At 36.0% G+C, this 16,291-nt stretch carries 10 protein-coding genes and 1 pseudogene; 4 read left to right on the top strand and 7 right to left on the bottom strand.

Annotated features, from left to right (window positions below):
* Positions 1-217 precede the first annotated feature (217 nt).
* Positions 218-3,028 (top strand): DEAD/DEAH box helicase, encoded by a 2,811-nt coding sequence (locus tag ACQKKK_RS08295; RefSeq protein WP_427615490.1) that lies wholly within the window; start codon positions 218-220, stop codon positions 3,026-3,028.
* A 5-nt stretch (positions 3,029-3,033) separates the two neighbouring features.
* Here ACQKKK_RS08295 and ACQKKK_RS08290 read toward each other — a convergent pair whose 3' ends face one another.
* Positions 3,034-3,447, bottom strand: coding sequence for a (deoxy)nucleoside triphosphate pyrophosphohydrolase (locus ACQKKK_RS08290; protein ID WP_427615488.1), 414 nt, complete (start codon positions 3,445-3,447; stop codon positions 3,034-3,036).
* Between the two features lie 165 nt (positions 3,448-3,612).
* On the opposite strand from ACQKKK_RS08290, the gene ACQKKK_RS08285 reads away from it, so the two are divergent.
* On the top strand, positions 3,613-6,666 hold the full coding sequence (locus ACQKKK_RS08285) for an AAA domain-containing protein (RefSeq protein WP_427615486.1): 3,054 nt from the start codon (positions 3,613-3,615) through the stop codon (positions 6,664-6,666).
* Positions 6,667-7,540: 874 nt separating this feature from the next.
* Here ACQKKK_RS08285 and ACQKKK_RS08280 read toward each other — a convergent pair.
* Genes ACQKKK_RS08280 through ACQKKK_RS08265 form a run of 4 tightly spaced genes read right to left on the bottom strand, consistent with a single transcriptional unit; the run spans position 7,541 to position 12,611 of the window.
* A complete protein-coding gene (locus tag ACQKKK_RS08280; RefSeq protein ID WP_427615831.1) occupies positions 7,541-9,064 on the bottom strand; it encodes a CoA-acylating methylmalonate-semialdehyde dehydrogenase in 1,524 nt (507 codons plus the stop codon).
* Between the two features lie 31 nt (positions 9,065-9,095).
* On the bottom strand, positions 9,096-9,998 hold the full coding sequence (locus ACQKKK_RS08275) for an NAD(P)-dependent oxidoreductase (protein WP_427615484.1): 903 nt from the start codon (positions 9,996-9,998) through the stop codon (positions 9,096-9,098).
* 26 nt (positions 9,999-10,024) lie between these two features.
* Complete coding sequence (locus ACQKKK_RS08270; protein WP_427615482.1) at positions 10,025-11,380, bottom strand: GntP family permease; 1,356 nt, start codon at positions 11,378-11,380, stop codon at positions 10,025-10,027.
* Between the two features lie 31 nt (positions 11,381-11,411).
* Entirely contained in the window at positions 11,412-12,611 is a 1,200-nt protein-coding gene (locus ACQKKK_RS08265; protein WP_427615480.1) for an iron-containing alcohol dehydrogenase, read from the bottom strand.
* 267 nt (positions 12,612-12,878) lie between these two features.
* On the opposite strand from ACQKKK_RS08265, the gene ACQKKK_RS08260 reads away from it, so the two are divergent.
* Together ACQKKK_RS08260 and ACQKKK_RS08255 are read left to right on the top strand one after the other, a co-directional pair.
* The gene (locus tag ACQKKK_RS08260; RefSeq protein ID WP_427615478.1) at positions 12,879-14,804 is read left to right on the top strand and encodes a sigma 54-interacting transcriptional regulator; all 1,926 of its coding nucleotides are present in this window, start codon (positions 12,879-12,881) and stop codon (positions 14,802-14,804) included.
* Between the two features lie 37 nt (positions 14,805-14,841).
* A pseudogene (locus ACQKKK_RS08255) lies at positions 14,842-15,103 on the top strand (IS66 family transposase); the annotation flags it as partial.
* 83 nt (positions 15,104-15,186) lie between these two features.
* Here ACQKKK_RS08255 and ACQKKK_RS08250 read toward each other — a convergent pair.
* Positions 15,187-15,699: a hypothetical protein gene (locus ACQKKK_RS08250; RefSeq protein ID WP_427615476.1), complete on the bottom strand. Its 513-nt coding sequence runs from the start codon at positions 15,697-15,699 to the stop codon at positions 15,187-15,189.
* 25 nt (positions 15,700-15,724) lie between these two features.
* Complete coding sequence (locus ACQKKK_RS08245; RefSeq protein ID WP_427615474.1) at positions 15,725-16,219, bottom strand: hypothetical protein; 495 nt, start codon at positions 16,217-16,219, stop codon at positions 15,725-15,727.
* Positions 16,220-16,291: the final 72 nt, after the last annotated feature.

Genomic DNA, 16,291 nt, shown 5'->3' with positions numbered 1-16,291 from the left:
TTCTATAATAGTATCACTTTTTTTTACTAGTAACAAAAGTGAATATAGAGACATTATTTGAAATAAACGAAGATTATGCAGCTGGCCCTTCTGGTTAGCTGTTTTTTTATGGTAAATTCCATGCTATCATTATCTAAGCACTAATGTTCGACAAGTTATTCAATTTTATCTTTTGATATCTGAAACAATCTCATATAACCACAGTCAGGAGCAAATCATGAGCATCGAGAAAAAGCTAATTGTCAATTCAGACAAGGGTAATTTATTAAATGAATTAATCTCTTCTATAAATGAGTGTGAAAGGTTTTATTTCAGCGTCGCTTTTATTAATTATAGTGGTCTTCAGCTGTTGTTGGATACTTTTAAGAACGCGGAAAAAAGGGGCGTAAAGGGGAAGATTATTACTTCTACTTATCTGAATTTTACCGAAGCGAAGGCTTTAAAGAAAGTAAATGAGTTTAGTAATATCCATTTGAAGATTTTTGAAACAGATAAGGCGATTGGTTTTCATACGAAAGCGTATATTTTTGAATTTAAGGATCGTTATAAGGTGATTATTGGTTCTTCTAATATTACTCAAAGCGCCCTTAAGAGTAATATTGAGTGGAATGTTGAGATTATTGCTAAAGAGGATGCTCAATTTCTTAAAGATGTATTAAAGGAATATGATGGATTATGGAATAGTAGCGTCGTTGCGGATGACAATTTTATTAGTAAGTATGAAGAGTTTTTGAGTAAATTAAAGGGCTATACAAATACGAGTCAATTTATTTATGAAAGCTCTGAATATATCATTCCCAATAACATGCAAAAACGTGCGGTTGAAAACCTTGAAAGAATTAGATCGTTTGGGGAAAAGAAGGCCTTAGTTATAGCAGCAACAGGGACGGGTAAAACATATATGTCTGCTTTTGATGTAAAGGGATTCAAGCCTAAAAGATTACTGTTCATTGTACATAGAGAAGAAATATTAAAAAAAGCAAAAGAGACTTTTGAAAAACTCCTTCCTAATGAAAAACTGACATTTGGATTACTGACTGGGAACCAAAAGCAAAAAAATGCTGATTATATTTTTTCTACCATACAAACTTTGTCTAAATGTTACGAGGAATTTAAACGAGATGAGTTTGATTATATTATTTTTGATGAGGCCCACCATGCAACAAGCCCTAGTTATCAAGCAGTACTAGAATATTTCGAACCACAATTCACGTTAGGGATGACAGCTACTCCAGAGAGAAGCGATCAACAAAATGTTTTTGACCTATTTGATAATAATGTTGCTTTGGAAGTTCGTTTACACGAGGCTTTAGAGGATGAATTGGTTATTCCCTTTCATTATTTTGGTATTACCGACATTGAGGGAATTGATTTAAGTGATGTTGATATTGACAATGTAGCAGAGATAACGAAGAGATTAAAGGTTAACGAGAGAGTCGACTTTATTATTAAGAATATGAATTTCTATGGCCATGACGGGGACAAAAGAAAAGGTTTAGGTTTTTGTGTAACCGTTGAACATGCACAATATATGGCACAAGAATTTAATAGTAGAGGTATTAAAAGTATCTGTTTATCTGGAGAAGATTCAGTCGAGCTGAGATCACATTATATAAATAAGCTAGAAGATGATCATGATGACTTAGAATTTATTTTCACCGTAGATATTTTTAATGAGGGTGTTGATATTCCTTCTGTAAATACCGTATTAATGTTAAGACCTACTAATTCTCCAATCGTTTTTATTCAACAGCTAGGACGAGGACTTCGTAAACATAAAGACAAGACTTTCCTAACGGTACTTGATTTCATCGGGAATCATAGTAAAACGTTTTTAATTGCCATCGCATTAAATGGAAGCCGTTATTATGATAAAGAGAGCTTGAAGGTTGCTATTGCGACTGGCTTTGCAAATATTCCAGGTTGTACACATATTCAAATGGATAAAATCTCGGAAGAACGGATATTAGCGCAGATTGATAAGGAAAACTTTAATTCTTTGAAGTATTTGAAGGAAGAGTACTTTGAATTTAAGAAAATGAATCAAGGTAAAATTCCTTTATTATTAATGGATTATATGAAATTTGATGGAGCTCCAGATCCGATTAAGTTTATTAATCGAGATAAAACATATTTGCAATTTGTAGCTAAGGTAGAAAAAGAAGATTCCTTGAAAAGGCTATTACTAGACGAAGCTTTTGAAGGAGTATTAAGGGAGTTATCGAGTAAGCTACCTTTAAAGCGAGTGTATGAGTTTGCTATTGCTAAATATCTATTGGATCATGATGAGATCTCGATAGAAACCGCAACACAAGAGATATTGAAGTTGGTTAAAGAGGTAGATGAAGATAGCGTATGGCATGCCTTGCAATGTCTAAATCAGGATTTTTATGATCCTGGTCAGAAAAAGAGGAACTTGAAGTTATTTACTCTTGAAGATGGCTATTTATCAAAGACCTCTACTTATCAAAAGGTTCTACAGAATGAAGAATATAGAACGTATATCGAAGACCTTATTATTTATGGAATCTTTAGATATGAAAAGGAATTTAAAGAAGACTACTATGGTGTGCCACATTTGAAGCTGTATGAGCAATATCAAATGGGTGATGCTGCATTACTATCCAATTATCGCAAAAGCCACAGTGCCTTTAGGGGTTCTGGTCTACTTTCGAATGGAAATGACTATTTCTTATTTATTGATTTACACAAGGAAGAAGATATTAAAGAGAGCATTAATTACCACGATGAATTTATAAACGAGCGCATTTTTCAATGGCAGACTCCAAATAGTACAGCCCCAAGTTCTGAGAGAGGAAAGAATATTGTATTCAACCAGGATAGAGGGATACATTTACATTTATTTATTAGAAAGTATAAAGAAATAGATGGAAAGACAGAACCTTATATTTATATCGGCAAGGGTAACACCGTGGAATATGAAGGGGAAAAGCCAATTACCGTTACAATGGAATTAGAGAATGAGGTCCCAGCTAGTTTATATACTGAGTTCACTAAAAGAGTATAGTCTTCTCATTTGAGAAGACTATTTTTTTCATTGATTAATTGCTCCACTGCTGGAATGTCAGCAGGAGCCCATTTTAGAGAGCTTAGATTCTCGCGCTTTAACCATATCAGTTTAGAATGTTCATTGGCAGTTGGGGTGCCTTCAATGATCTTACATTTTATTGACAGTAGGTTAATGATAAAGGTTTCATATTCAAGCGTATTATCATTAAAGACTGAAGTCTCTGTTTCAACCTTGCATTGTAATTCTTCATCAATCTCTCTTTTTAATGCAGTAAAAATATCTTCGCCTTTCTCTACTTTTCCACCTGGAAATTCCCACATGTTCGGGATGCTCATATCTGGAGAGCGTAACGCACATAGTATTTCATCTTTTTCATTTTCAATGATGGCTGCAACTACTTTAACCTGCTTTTTCATGTTATCCTCCTATAGGTTTGCTATGATTAAATAATATCATGATTAAGTGAGGTTTGTGATAAATACAAAATTTGGGTAAGTGTTATAATTGTAAGATAAACTTTGGAAATCTTTTGCAGTCAGCATTAAGGTAAATGTAAAGCTAATAACAATGGGAGTGAAAAGATGGAAATAAACAAAATAAAGTCAGTTCTTAAGGCATGGCTCTTATTAGAATCATTAGCACCAAGCGAGGTTCCCGGTAAAGGTGATATAAAAGGAAATTATTTCAAAGATAATCAAAATAGGGATAAAACACGTTTGATAAAGTTTCATGAGAGCCCTTGGGAGAAAGATCAATTAAAAGATAAAAACAAATATCAAGTTCAATACCAGTATTATCTATCCTGTTTTGATTATCATAAACTTGTCCGTTTTTTACGCGAAAATTTTAAAAATAAGGAAGAGATTATTAATAAGGAGCGTAAAACTTTATTTAGTTTTTCCTTTTCGGTGGACAACAGGGGGCAATATGTAAAAAATTCTATGTTTGTTCCTTTTCTTATGTATGTAATGAAAATGATGACGGAAAATTCAAGAGTTAATTACGAGGATCTCAGCACACCTTTTCGGAGCCAATTGGAACTGTTTGAGGAACAGGCACAGACCATCTTTATTAATGGAGTAACAAAAGAGTCTTTAATAGAGATTCAGCAAGTTTACCAGCAGTATTTTCATCGATTAGATAATGATCAATTAAACTATTTGGGGATGGAAGTTACTAAAGCAGACCAAGAACATACATCTAAGAATTTTAACAGCTTCTACCAAGATGACTTAGAACAAATACTAAAGAAAGGAGAGAACAAAGCACTTGGTCAGTTTATTGAAGGAAAAAGGATTGAAGAACGAATAAAAATTGATGAAAATCAAAAATATATTGAAGAAATCTTACAGCCGAATAACATGCCAGATGGTCGCTGGCCGTCACCAGTAGATCATAGATTGTCATTAATGCAGCAAGTAGCTGTAAATCAAATTTTAAAGAATGACCAGAAAATTAGTTCTGTCAATGGACCGCCAGGAACAGGGAAGACTACGTTATTAAAAGATATTTTTGCTAACATTGTAGTTGAAAGAGCAAAAGGAATGGTGCAATTTAATAATCCCACTGAATGTTTTAAGAAAGTGAAAACAATCAATCTAAATGGTTATCCCTATCCTATCTATTTATTAGATTCAACATTAAATAAATATTCTATGGTTGTTGCTTCTAGCAATAATGGGGCAGTTGAAAATATCTCAAAGGACCTACCTAAAATGGATGAAATTATTCGTCCTCCTGGAAAAAGTAAATTCAAAGATTATGATGAATTGTATGCTAAAGAGGCGGAAGATTTATCTATGTACCCATCAGCAGCAAAAGATCTTTTAGGTGACAATAGTGATACTTGGGGACTTTTTTCTGGAGCTCTAGGAAAATCTGATAATATATCTAAATTTGGTTGGAAGCTATATGGTAGTAAGAACAATGGAGATGCTTTTCTTCAACAATTGGAACAGGATAGTAAGCAAGTAAAGTTAAAAGACTGGGAAGATGCTGTAAAGGATTTTCAGAATATTTTCGAATTAGTAAGGCAAAAAAAAGAGGAGCTTCAAAAATTTTCCGATGATTATAAGATCATACAAGCTTCAGATATGCTATTAAAAGAGTTAGAGAATCAGCTACCTATACTTGAGCAAGATCAAATGAATATAGAGGATGAGAAGAGACATTTAGAACAGCAAAAGCGATTGACGGAACAACAAATTAAAACCTTACCTAAGCAATCCCTTTTGCAAAGAATCCTATTCAAAAAAAATATAAAAAAAATTGAGTTGGAAAAGGAATTAAATGTTATTATTTCATTCTTAAAAGAAGAAGAAAAAAAGCTTTACCTAAAGAGAAAACAACTAGAGGAGACTAAAGGGAAGGTAGAAAGAGTAAAAGAAAAACTAGCTACTTTCGCAGAACAGGTAGATTATTATAAAAATCAAGGACTGACTTTACCTGAGGATGGCTACTGGTCAAATTCGAAGCAGTCATACGAACGTCGCCAATTAAATACAATTTGGCTTACGGACGAACTAAATTTCACAAGGGGATTACTGTTTTTAAAGGCCATGAAGCTTCATAAATTAATGTTAGCTTTTAATTTTGAAGCAATCAAATCTACTTTGCGCTTATTAAATAATCGTAAACAATTGAATCTTAATGATAAGGATCATAGATTATATCTAAAGAATATTTGGAAGTCAGTTCATTTAATTACACCGTTGGTTAGTACAACTTTTGCAAGTTTTAGCTCTATGTATAAAGGTGTAGAAGAGGATTGTATAGATTACTTGTTTATAGATGAGGCAGGACAAGCAAGTCCCCAGCAATCAGCAGGTGCTATATGGAGGTCAAAGAGAGTAATAGTAGTAGGTGACCCAATTCAAATTGAACCAGTTGTAACAATCGATGAAACAATTTTAGGGGATATCAGGAAGTACTCCAATGTAGATGATAAATATATTGGTACGGGTGCCTCTGTACAAACATTAGCAGATCTAGCAAATCCGTACGGAACGCTCAACAATTATGGCCAATGGATTGGAACACCATTATGGGTTCACAGAAGATGCTTAGACCCTATGTTTACCATTGCGAATGAAATAGCCTATGATAACAAAATGGTATTACCTCCTCAAAAGAGTCGAGGGAAGAGTGCCTGGTTTGATTGTAAAGGATTGGCTGTAAATCGTCAGTTCGTAACAGAGCAGGGAGATTTAGTTGCAGATCATATTGTAGAGTTATGGGAAAAGGCCTCCACTCCTCCTGATGTATATATAATCTCACCTTTTACTGCAGTGAAAGATGGTATCAAACAGGTCCTAAAACAGAGGCTGAAAAATATGCCAATTTCTAATGAAGAAATTAAGGATTGGTTGGAAAAATCTGTAGGTACTGTTCACACATTTCAAGGGAAAGAAGCCGATATTGTTTATTTGGTAACCGGTACAGATGTAAATAGTGATGGAGCGGCTAATTGGTCATGTTCAAAGCCAAATTTACTAAATGTAGCGGTTACACGAGCTAAAAAAGAGTTTTATGTAATTGGTGATTATCAACGCTTTTCTAAGAAACCCTTCTATGCATCTATCATAAAATACATAGATGAGGTTAAACGTGATAATAGGTCAGCCTTACACCTCTAAATTTTATATGAAAGGGATTACTAACTAAATGTGTTTTTTTGAAAATCATATTTTAAATACAAACAGGATCTATTAAAGGTGGATGTCTTGATATTTAAATAAAACGATGTAAAAAAGGATGAAATGTGGGTTTAGGGAGAAAGAGACATCCCACCAAAGGATGTCTCTTTTCTTTATATACTTATCACACTCATCATCTCTTCATGCGTAGCTTCCTCTATGGTACGCGGTCCAAGGCAGTCTTCTATTTGTTTCACTACGGGTGCATGGCCTTTCATTTCTTCGAATATTTCTGTGTTGGGTATGCGGCCAAGGGAGAGGACGATGGAGTCCCAATTTGTTAGTTCTTCTTTTGGGTGAATAGATTCCGGATAATGACGTGATTTTCTTTGATTGCCCCAATATATCGTAATGGGGAAGGAGTGTGACGTTTAGGTTGTATAGTTTTTTTAGGTATTCATTCTTGTGATATGGGTGAACGGTCAATTAACTGGGTGTGAATAGTAAAAGAAAACCAGAAAAAAGGTAAAATAATTCTATTAAAAACAGTTGACCAAATGCTTATCGTTGTAGATAAACATTTACCTGATGCTACCGGTTATAGACTGTAAGAATTGGTATGTTATATCTCTATACTTCACTCTTTGATAAGGAGAATAACTTAGCACAGTCGCTATTATTTGATGAATGTCTAATTTTCTTTGTCTATTATCTTGAGTTTCTTAAATTTATAGATAAAATAAATTCAATAGCAAAAAAACGCTTGGAATCATAAAATCATCCAAGCGTTTTGCGCTTATTTCAATATATTTCATTTGTTCATTACATTTCCCTATGAAAATTCGCCATATCTCAATGTAATGAAATTTTTTAGTTATTGATTACTTGGAAAGGAAAATTCCGCTTTATTTTCGTTGTTTTTGGATTCAGGCCATCTTTCTGAAACCGTTTTGGTTTTTGTGAAAAAGCGAACGGTGTCTGGACCAAACATGTGGCCTTCCCCGAATTTCGAACGCTTCCAGCCTCCAAAGTTGTAGTATCCAACTGGTATCGGAATCGGTACGTTCACACCGACCATTCCCACTTCAATTTGTTCTGAGAACTTCCTTGCAGCAGGTCCATTTTCTGTGAAAATCGTAACACCATTACCATATTCGTGATTATTAATTAATTCAATTGCTTCGTCTAAGCTATTTACGCGTACCACAATACGTGCCGGTCCGAACACCTCATCACGATAAATTTTCATATCAGGAGTAACATGATCTAAAATCGTTGGTCCTAAATAAAAACCTTTTTCCGTTTCACATATTTTAGGATTCCGGCCATCCACATATAATTGTGCGCCTTCTTCAAGACTTTCATTGATATACTTGATAACAGTATCTTTTGATTCTTGGGTAATTACAGCTCCGAAGTCTGCATTCTTGTCAGTATATGTCCCTACTTTTAATTCTAGTACACGAGTTTTTAATTTTGCTACAAATGCATCAGCTGTAGCTTTACCAACCGGAACAGCTGCTGAAATCGCCATACAGCGTTGGGATGCAGAACCAAATGCTGCACCTAGGAAGGCAGTAACGACTTGATCTAAATCAGCATCCGGCATAATAATCATATGATTTTTTCCTCCACCAAAAGAAGCTACTCTCTTATTATTACGGCTTCCTTCGTGATAAACATATTCAGCTACCTTAGTAGAACCTACAAAAGATATGGCACATACTTTTGGATTTTTAAGTAATGCATCAACTGCCTCTTTGTCACCGTTAATGATACTCCAAATCCCATCTGGCAGGCCCGCTTTTTTCCATAGATTCGAGATAAATAAAGCTGAGTTCGGAACACGTTCAGAGGGTTTTAAAATTACCGCATTTCCACAAGCTACTGCCATAGAAGTCATTGCGAGCGGTACCATTACTGGAAAATTGAATGGAGAAATCGCTGCAACTACACCTAGAGGTTGTTTCATTGAAAAAGAGTTGATATTTCCACCAACATTGACAGAGTATTCACCTTTTAACATATGTGGAGCATTTATCGCCAAATCAACCGATTCAATTCCTCTACTAATTTCACCTTTTGCATCAGAAATTGTTTTGCCGCTTTCAAGACCTATTATATTTGCCAGTCGTTCTGTTTCCTCTATTAGAAGGCTTCTAAAGCGATGAATAACTTCCACTCTTTTTGCCACAGACGTATTTTTCCAAGCTGCAAAAGCCGAATGTGCCACTTCAATTGTTTCATTTACTTCCTCTACAGAAGCATATGGACAAAAAGCCGTTACTTCACCCGTTGAAGGATTATATACCTTTCCAAAGCGTTCACTTCTGCCAGGTTTCATTTCTCCACCAATAAAATGAGTTAATGTTTTCGTATTAAATTCACTTTTAAGCATAGTCATATTAATTATTCCTCCTAATTTATTATTATTTTTTTTGTATTGCTTTTTCAGCTAGCTTCTTAGTCATTAAGTAAACAGCAGACATATCATTCTCTCCATAACCTTCATTCACCGCCTGCGTATACCAATCTACCAAGTGGTCTCCAATTGGCAGCTTAATTTCACATTCCTCAGCCATTTGCTTAGCTATTTTTAAATCTTTTAACAACAGATTTGTTGTAAAGCCAGGTTCAAAGTTATTTTCGGCGATATACTCCTTATAATTTCTTTCATATATTCTGCTTTGGCCATAACTTACATTTAGGATTTCAAACATACGCTCGTGATCTAAGCCCATATTTTCACCAAGAGTTAGCGCTTCCCCAACTGCTTGGGTATAGAAGCCGATCATCAAATTATTGATTAACTTAATCACAGTGCCACTATCTGGATTTTCTCCAACATGAAACAGATTTTTTCCTAAAATGTTTAGCAGTGGATGTACTTCATCAAAGTAAACTTTAGGTCCGCCAACCATAAATGTTAGGGTTGCATTAACGGCACCAATAACACCGCCACTTACCGGAGAACCTAAGTATCTTAAGTTATTTTTCTGGCAAGCAGTAAAAACTTTACGGTTTAATTCGGGTGTTACTGTACTTGTATCAATAATCATTAAATTATCAGTACCATACTTAATAATACCTTCTTCGAAAAACGTCATCTCAACAATAGCTGGTGAAGGCAAACTAATAAATATCACATCTGCATGTTGGAGTACTTCTTTAATACTTTGACATACATGTCCACCAATTTCTTGAAATTTGACAATGGCTGTTGGATTAATGTCAAAACCGTATACTATATATTCATGACTAATCAAATTCTCTGCCATAGGTAAACCCATATTTCCTAATCCGATAAACCCTATCCTATGTTTTAAACTCATCTCTCTTTCCCTCCTTCAGGTATCATCTAGTAAAAAATCATATATAAGATAACTGCTAAAGCTAAAGCTGCTGTAGGTACGACCACACTGAGAACAAATACTGGTTTATATGCTCGTTGATGTGTCTCTTTACATACCGCTCTGATAGTAGTAACGACGTATCCGTTATGTGGTAAAGAATCTAGGCCACCGGAAGCAATGGATGAAATTCGATGCATAGCTCCTGAATCTAAACCTTGTGCTTGATAAATGGGTGCAAGTATAGGTAAGGCGATTCCTAAACCGCCAGAGGCTGAACCCGTTATAGCGGCTATAGTCGTAACAGCCATAGCAAGACCCGCATATTCTAGCCCAGGCTTATTAGTAAGCGTATCCACAATAGCAGTAAATGCTGGTACTTTTGCTGCAACTGCACCAAATCCTACCACAGCACATGTATTAGCAATGGCATTAAGTGCATTTTCTGCCCCTGTAGTAAGGGCTTTCCTATGAGTGCCAATAGCATTTTTATACATAAGCGCCCATCCCACAACAATTCCCGCAAATAAGGCAACCAATACCGCTTGATCCGTCGGGATATACTTGGCAGCAATATTTAAGACTGCTACTACAGAGATCAAAGGAATGATCGAAATAATTATATTAGGCAAGTCCTTTTTAGATACTCCTTGATTCGGGTCATCCTCTGTTTCCAGCCGAGTTGCAGCAACCTCATTCGATGCACTTTCAGCAATGTGGTCCATAGAAAAAGTTTCTCCTCTATCTACAGCTTTTTGAACCATCCTTCCTAAGAGAATTCCACCTCCAACCATAATTAATAGAGCAATAACCACACCCACCCAACCTCCAGCAGTTGGAGTCGTACCAAAATGTTCAGTAGGAATTAAATTTTGTATTTCTGGTGACCCTGGCGATGTCATAGTGAAAGAGATGGATCCAAAGACAAGGGCACCAGGTATAAAACGATGGGGTAAATTAGCACTTTTAAACAAAGAAACTGCAATAGGATAAACGGAAAAGGCAACGATGAATACGCTCACACCGCCATACGTCATAAGCGCACACGCGGTTACAACAGCAAATACTGCACGCTTAGCTCCGAATCTACGCTGAACCCAATCTGCAATTGAATTAGCGGATTTTGTATCTTCCATGACTTTCCCAAAAATTGCACCTAGTAAAAATGTTAAAAACCAGGAAGCGAAGAAACCAGTGAAGCCCCCCATGTAGTCCGTTGTTAACGCTTCCATTAGATTGAGCTTGCCTGTGATACTTACAACAACAGAACACAACACAGCTGCAATAATGATGTTTATCCCTTTAATGGTCATATACATGAGTAGTCCAAGACCAGCTATTAAACCAAAAAAACTAATTGCCATATTAACCAATCCCCCCTTTCCAAATTCAATATTATTTTTTGAGTAGGTTCATAGTTGAATAGTCATAAGTAAAGGAGACTCGATATAGATCAATAATTTCCTCTTTGCTAGGCACTCGGGGGTGATTCCCTGGACTTCCGCTTGCTAATGCGTCAGTTGCCATTTTCTCTAAAGATTGTTCAAAATCTTCTTCATTAATTCCCCACGCTTTAAGATTAGGAATATTTAAATCAACACATAGTTTTTTAATAAATAATACGGTTTCTTTTGCCACGTCCACATCACTTTGCTGCTCCATGCCTTCCATAATTGTCCGACCTACTTGAGCTAGTTTTTCAACGCAGCTGCCTTCACTAAATTCCAACACAGCTGATAGAAGCATTGCATTCGAAATCCCATGTGGTACTTTATACAAGGCACCAATTGGCCGAGACATCCCATGAACAAGGCATACGGATGAATTAGAAAAAGCAATGCCTGCTTGCATTGAAGCTAAAGCCATCTGTGTTCTTGCTTCTAAATCATTTCCATCTTCATAAACACGTTGAATGTTATCTATAATTAATTTGATAGATGATAAAGCTAGTGTATTAGTTAAAGGATGAGACTTACGTGAGATATAAGCTTCTAAAGCGTGGCATAATGCATCAATCCCTGTGGCAACTGTTAACATTTTTGGTGATGAAAGCGTCAGACTTGGGTCAACAATAGCTACCTGTGGCATTATTTTAGGTTGTTTAATCATCATTTTTAAATCTAAAATTGTATCAGTCACAACTAAAGCATCAGTCACCTCAGATCCTGTTCCAGCTGTTGTCGGAATAGCTATTACTGAAACGGGATCATTTATAATCTCATTTTCCACACCCATATATTCAATTAAAGCGTTTTTATTTCTAGCCAATAGAGCTACCGCCTTAGCAGCATCAATACAACTTCCTCCGCCTAGACCAACAATTAAATCACATTCATTCTCTTTAAAAAGAGTTAAAGCCTCTTCAACATGAGTATCTTTTGTTTCTGAATCCACTCCCAAATATGTAATCGAGTGAACACCCCCACCTTGAAGATATCTAATAACCCTAGCCACATAACCTAAATCCTTCATAGGCTTGTCACTGATTAACAATGCTTTGGAACCTAAATCATTTGCCACTTTGCCTAGTTTAGAAAGGCTTTGATCTCCGTAATATACAATATTAGGCGTACGTAATTCTCCGATAAAATTCATACTGCACCCCCTGATAAAAAATTGACTTTCAGTTATAAACTAATGCAAGTGTTGTGCCAACTCGTTATTATGCCAAATTTACTGTAAGTGCCCATCCGTTTCTTAAATATCTGTTTTCGAAAAGCAACACTCGATCGATAATTATGTAGATAAACAAGAACAACTTCGTTGACAAATGACAACAATTTCCTTTAGTATTATTTTGAATATTGATATTATTCAAAATTCTCATCAATTTAAAATTATATATAAGATAGGTGATTCTTGATGAATGTTTTAAATAATAAAAGCGTCTCCTATAATATTTTTAAGGACGGAATCGTTGAAGATTGGATGGAAGAGGAGTCTTATTTATTACAAATTCACGACTCTATTTATAAAGCTGCTAATATCATGTCGAAATACGAAATAGATAACATTGCAGTGGTTAACGAAGATTGTATAGTAAAGGGGATTGTCACTTTCTCAATAATAATGAGAGCATTTTTGGATGGCATACCTTTAGAACAAGAAATTCAAAATATCATGATTAAGAAGTTCCCTGCTTGCTATGCTGACGATCCTATAAACGAACTTTCCTTTCAGTTTGGAACGCATATTCCAGTATTGGATAGAAATGGACGTCTTATTGGTCGTTTCCCTTCAACGAGAAGTTTGCTAAACCAATTCTTTGTATTGAGCGAAAAAGTACAATCATTAGATCAAATAGTAAAAATGTACGATCTTTGTTTTGATACAGCCTATGAAGGTATAACAGTAGTAGATCAAAACGGCGTAATCCAACTTTTTAATAATTCCTACAGCCGTTTCGTACAAATGAGGAAGGAAGAAGTTATAGGTAAGCATTGTACTGAAGTAATTGACAATACCCGGTTGCCGGTTGTTCTTGAAACGGGTATTCCTGAACGCAATAATGCGGTTATTTTGCAGGGGCAAGAAATGATTGCTAGCGTAATTCCGATATGGAGAAATGATAAAGTGATTGGTGCAATAGGAATGCTTGTTTTCGAAGGAGTTTCAGAGCTCTCTAAAGTCTTTGATAGGATGCAGACCCTTAAGGATAAATCGAGTCATAAACAGATTACACTTGAATATCCCAAGAAAGATGAAGAAACGATTACATTTGATAAAATCATCGGTGAAAGTAGCTCTATAGGTGAAGTTAAAAAAATAGCCCGTCGAGCAGCAAAGACAATGGCTACGGTTTTAATTATCGGTGAAAGCGGTGTTGGAAAAGAGTTGTTTACCAAAGCTATTCATAATTTAAGTCCAGTAAAAAATGGTCCATTAATATCCATTAACTGTGCGGCTATTCCTGATGAGTTGCTTGAATCTGAGCTTTTTGGGTACAACCATGGGGCTTTTACAGGAGCAAGCAAGGGAGGAAAACCAGGAAAATTTGAATTGGCTCATAACGGAACGCTTTTTTTGGATGAAATTGGAGACATGTCCCTACACCTGCAAGCTAAACTGCTCCGTATCTTGCAGGAACAAAAATTTGAAAGGATTGGGGGCATTAATGAAATTCATGTGAACGTACGCATTATTGCCGCAACGAACCAGCCATTAGAGCAGTTGGTTGAAAAGGGAACCTTTCGAAAAGATTTATTCTATCGTCTAAACATCATTCGTTTGCACATCCCTCCCCTCAAAAATAGAAAAACAGATATTCCTATTTTAGTATCTAAATTATTAGAGGATTCTTACAATAAACACCAAATCCCCCCCGTTAAATTAAGTCGAGAAGTCTTGGAAAGCTTCATTCAATATGATTGGCCTGGAAATGTTCGGGAAATGGCAAACCTTTTAGAAAGCTTAGTGGTTATTTCAGATCAAGCACGAATTCAACTAGAAGATCTGCCACCACATCTTACAGACTATCTTATGAGGCCTAAAAATAAAAATAGTAAATATCCTAGTGAAAGAACAGGCCAGATTTCAACTCATACTATTAATCCTCTTATAACTACTGATCTAGAATTAGATCAGCAATTAGGTTCTCCTCACCAAGGAAATAGTTCAACAACCTCTAATTTGCTGGTTAATGAAAAAGTGGCGAACGAAGAACGTGAACGTGAACTTATTTCAAACATCTTACAGAAAGTAGACGGAAACAAATCGAAGGCAGCTAAAATTCTCGGCATACACCGATCTACTTTATATAAAAAAATGGTGAAACATCACCTAAGATAAACTTGATAGGTGTAGCGTCATATGTCCATCAAGCTAAGTTAAAACCTTTGTCATCGGGAGAAAAAATTGGTTGTTTTCTAATATACTGCGAGGTGCTAGAGGTGGTGCATCATGTATAGTGTGGTCAAAACGGCAATGGAGAGCGGTTTAAGTCCCTATTATTATTTCCACTATTTGTTTGAAGCTCTACCAAACATAGATCTAATGAATAAAGAAGAAATAGATAAAGTCTTGCCGTGGTCATCTGATTTACCGTCTATATGCAGAGCCCAATGAAAAATGAAACAAACAAAAAGTAGGCCCGAAATACACCACTCATGTAGTAAATTTAGGGCTACTTGACGTTTTCTTTTAGATTGGGTTGGGGTAGTGTATCGTCAGACTATTCTCTTGGTAAGGTATTGGATTGCTTCACTTCCATTTGAATGGACTGGAAGGGTTCTTTTCCAAAGAAAGCTTGAGCTCTTTTAGCCATATTACTTAACATCACGTCATTCTCAATTAATTTTTCCCTTATGCGGTCTATCAATTGTAGGGCGTTTGGTCCTGTGATTTGCTTTGCTACACGCTCAAGGAGAACTTTCGTATCAACTGAATATTTTTGTGCGAAGCTATGACACATCACCATATTTTTCCTGAGTGCATAAGAATATTCACTTGTAAAAGCCCTTCGGATGCATCCGCGTGTCCCGGCGTAACCGTATGAAATCTCGGAAGCGGCCCGATAAAAAAGAACCATTCCATCTGCGTGACTGGATTCTGGGTGCAGCCGAAGTTCACTTATCAACGAAATTAAATGTTGAACCACTATTTTAGCTGACTCCGTTGTTTTCCACCATTCCATCAAATGTTGGTGATCTTCCATACTTATTTCCATGGGGTGTGAATTAGGCAATATGCTCTTCTCTCCTCCCTAAAGACTATAGACGCGGGATTGCTTGAATATTCTGGATTCGTGCACGGATGATCTTCCATTCAGGTCCAAGAAAGGCTTTGCCGAGACGTATCGCTTCTTTGATTGATTCTGCGATTTGGCGGTTCAAATATCTACTTTGTTCAATCAAATAAAAAGTATCCGGATTCGCACCTTTTACTGCTAGTTCAAAATTAGGGTTTAATTGTTTTTCGCTAATACGTAGTGTATCAAGTTCAAACACAAGCATATCCTTTGCAAGAGAAATGGATTCTCCTTGTTGTATCCTCATGATTGTTCCACGTACTGAATCAAATCCGTAGCCAATATCAGCTACTGAAGCGTGGTAAGGATTAAGCCCCGGTGCAGTCCGGATGGATGGAATATCCCGAAAACCTGTCGTAATGGAACAGACGACTTCTTTAGCAGCTAGACCTTTTTCTAAGGCTTTATCAATGGCTTCAAGATAAACTTCCCTGTGATTGGGGTAGATGTCATTCATTTGCTTCCCCCCTTAGCATTATATGATTAGGATTTTAAATTCCATATCTTGAAACTAATGATCTTGCTCTGC

This window comes from Peribacillus sp. NPDC006672, from assembly GCF_050274955.1.
Lineage (GTDB): Bacteria > Bacillota > Bacilli > Bacillales > DSM-1321 > Peribacillus.
Note: the sequence above shows the minus strand (reverse complement) of the source record. Positions and strands in the feature narration are given on the sequence as shown.

Coding starts and splice junctions, on each gene's coding strand:
- ACQKKK_RS08295 (WP_427615490.1), top strand. CDS start 218: ATGAGCATCGAGAAAAAGCTAATTGTCAATTCAGACAAGGGTAATTTA.
- ACQKKK_RS08290 (WP_427615488.1), bottom strand. CDS start 3,447: ATGAAAAAGCAGGTTAAAGTAGTTGCAGCCATCATTGAAAATGAAAAA.
- ACQKKK_RS08285 (WP_427615486.1), top strand. CDS start 3,613: ATGGAAATAAACAAAATAAAGTCAGTTCTTAAGGCATGGCTCTTATTA.
- ACQKKK_RS08280 (WP_427615831.1), bottom strand. CDS start 9,064: ATGCTTAAAAGTGAATTTAATACGAAAACATTAACTCATTTTATTGGT.
- ACQKKK_RS08275 (WP_427615484.1), bottom strand. CDS start 9,998: ATGAGTTTAAAACATAGGATAGGGTTTATCGGATTAGGAAATATGGGT.
- ACQKKK_RS08270 (WP_427615482.1), bottom strand. CDS start 11,380: ATGGCAATTAGTTTTTTTGGTTTAATAGCTGGTCTTGGACTACTCATG.
- ACQKKK_RS08265 (WP_427615480.1), bottom strand. CDS start 12,611: ATGAATTTTATCGGAGAATTACGTACGCCTAATATTGTATATTACGGA.
- ACQKKK_RS08260 (WP_427615478.1), top strand. CDS start 12,879: ATGAATGTTTTAAATAATAAAAGCGTCTCCTATAATATTTTTAAGGAC.
- ACQKKK_RS08245 (WP_427615474.1), bottom strand. CDS start 16,219: ATGAATGACATCTACCCCAATCACAGGGAAGTTTATCTTGAAGCCATT.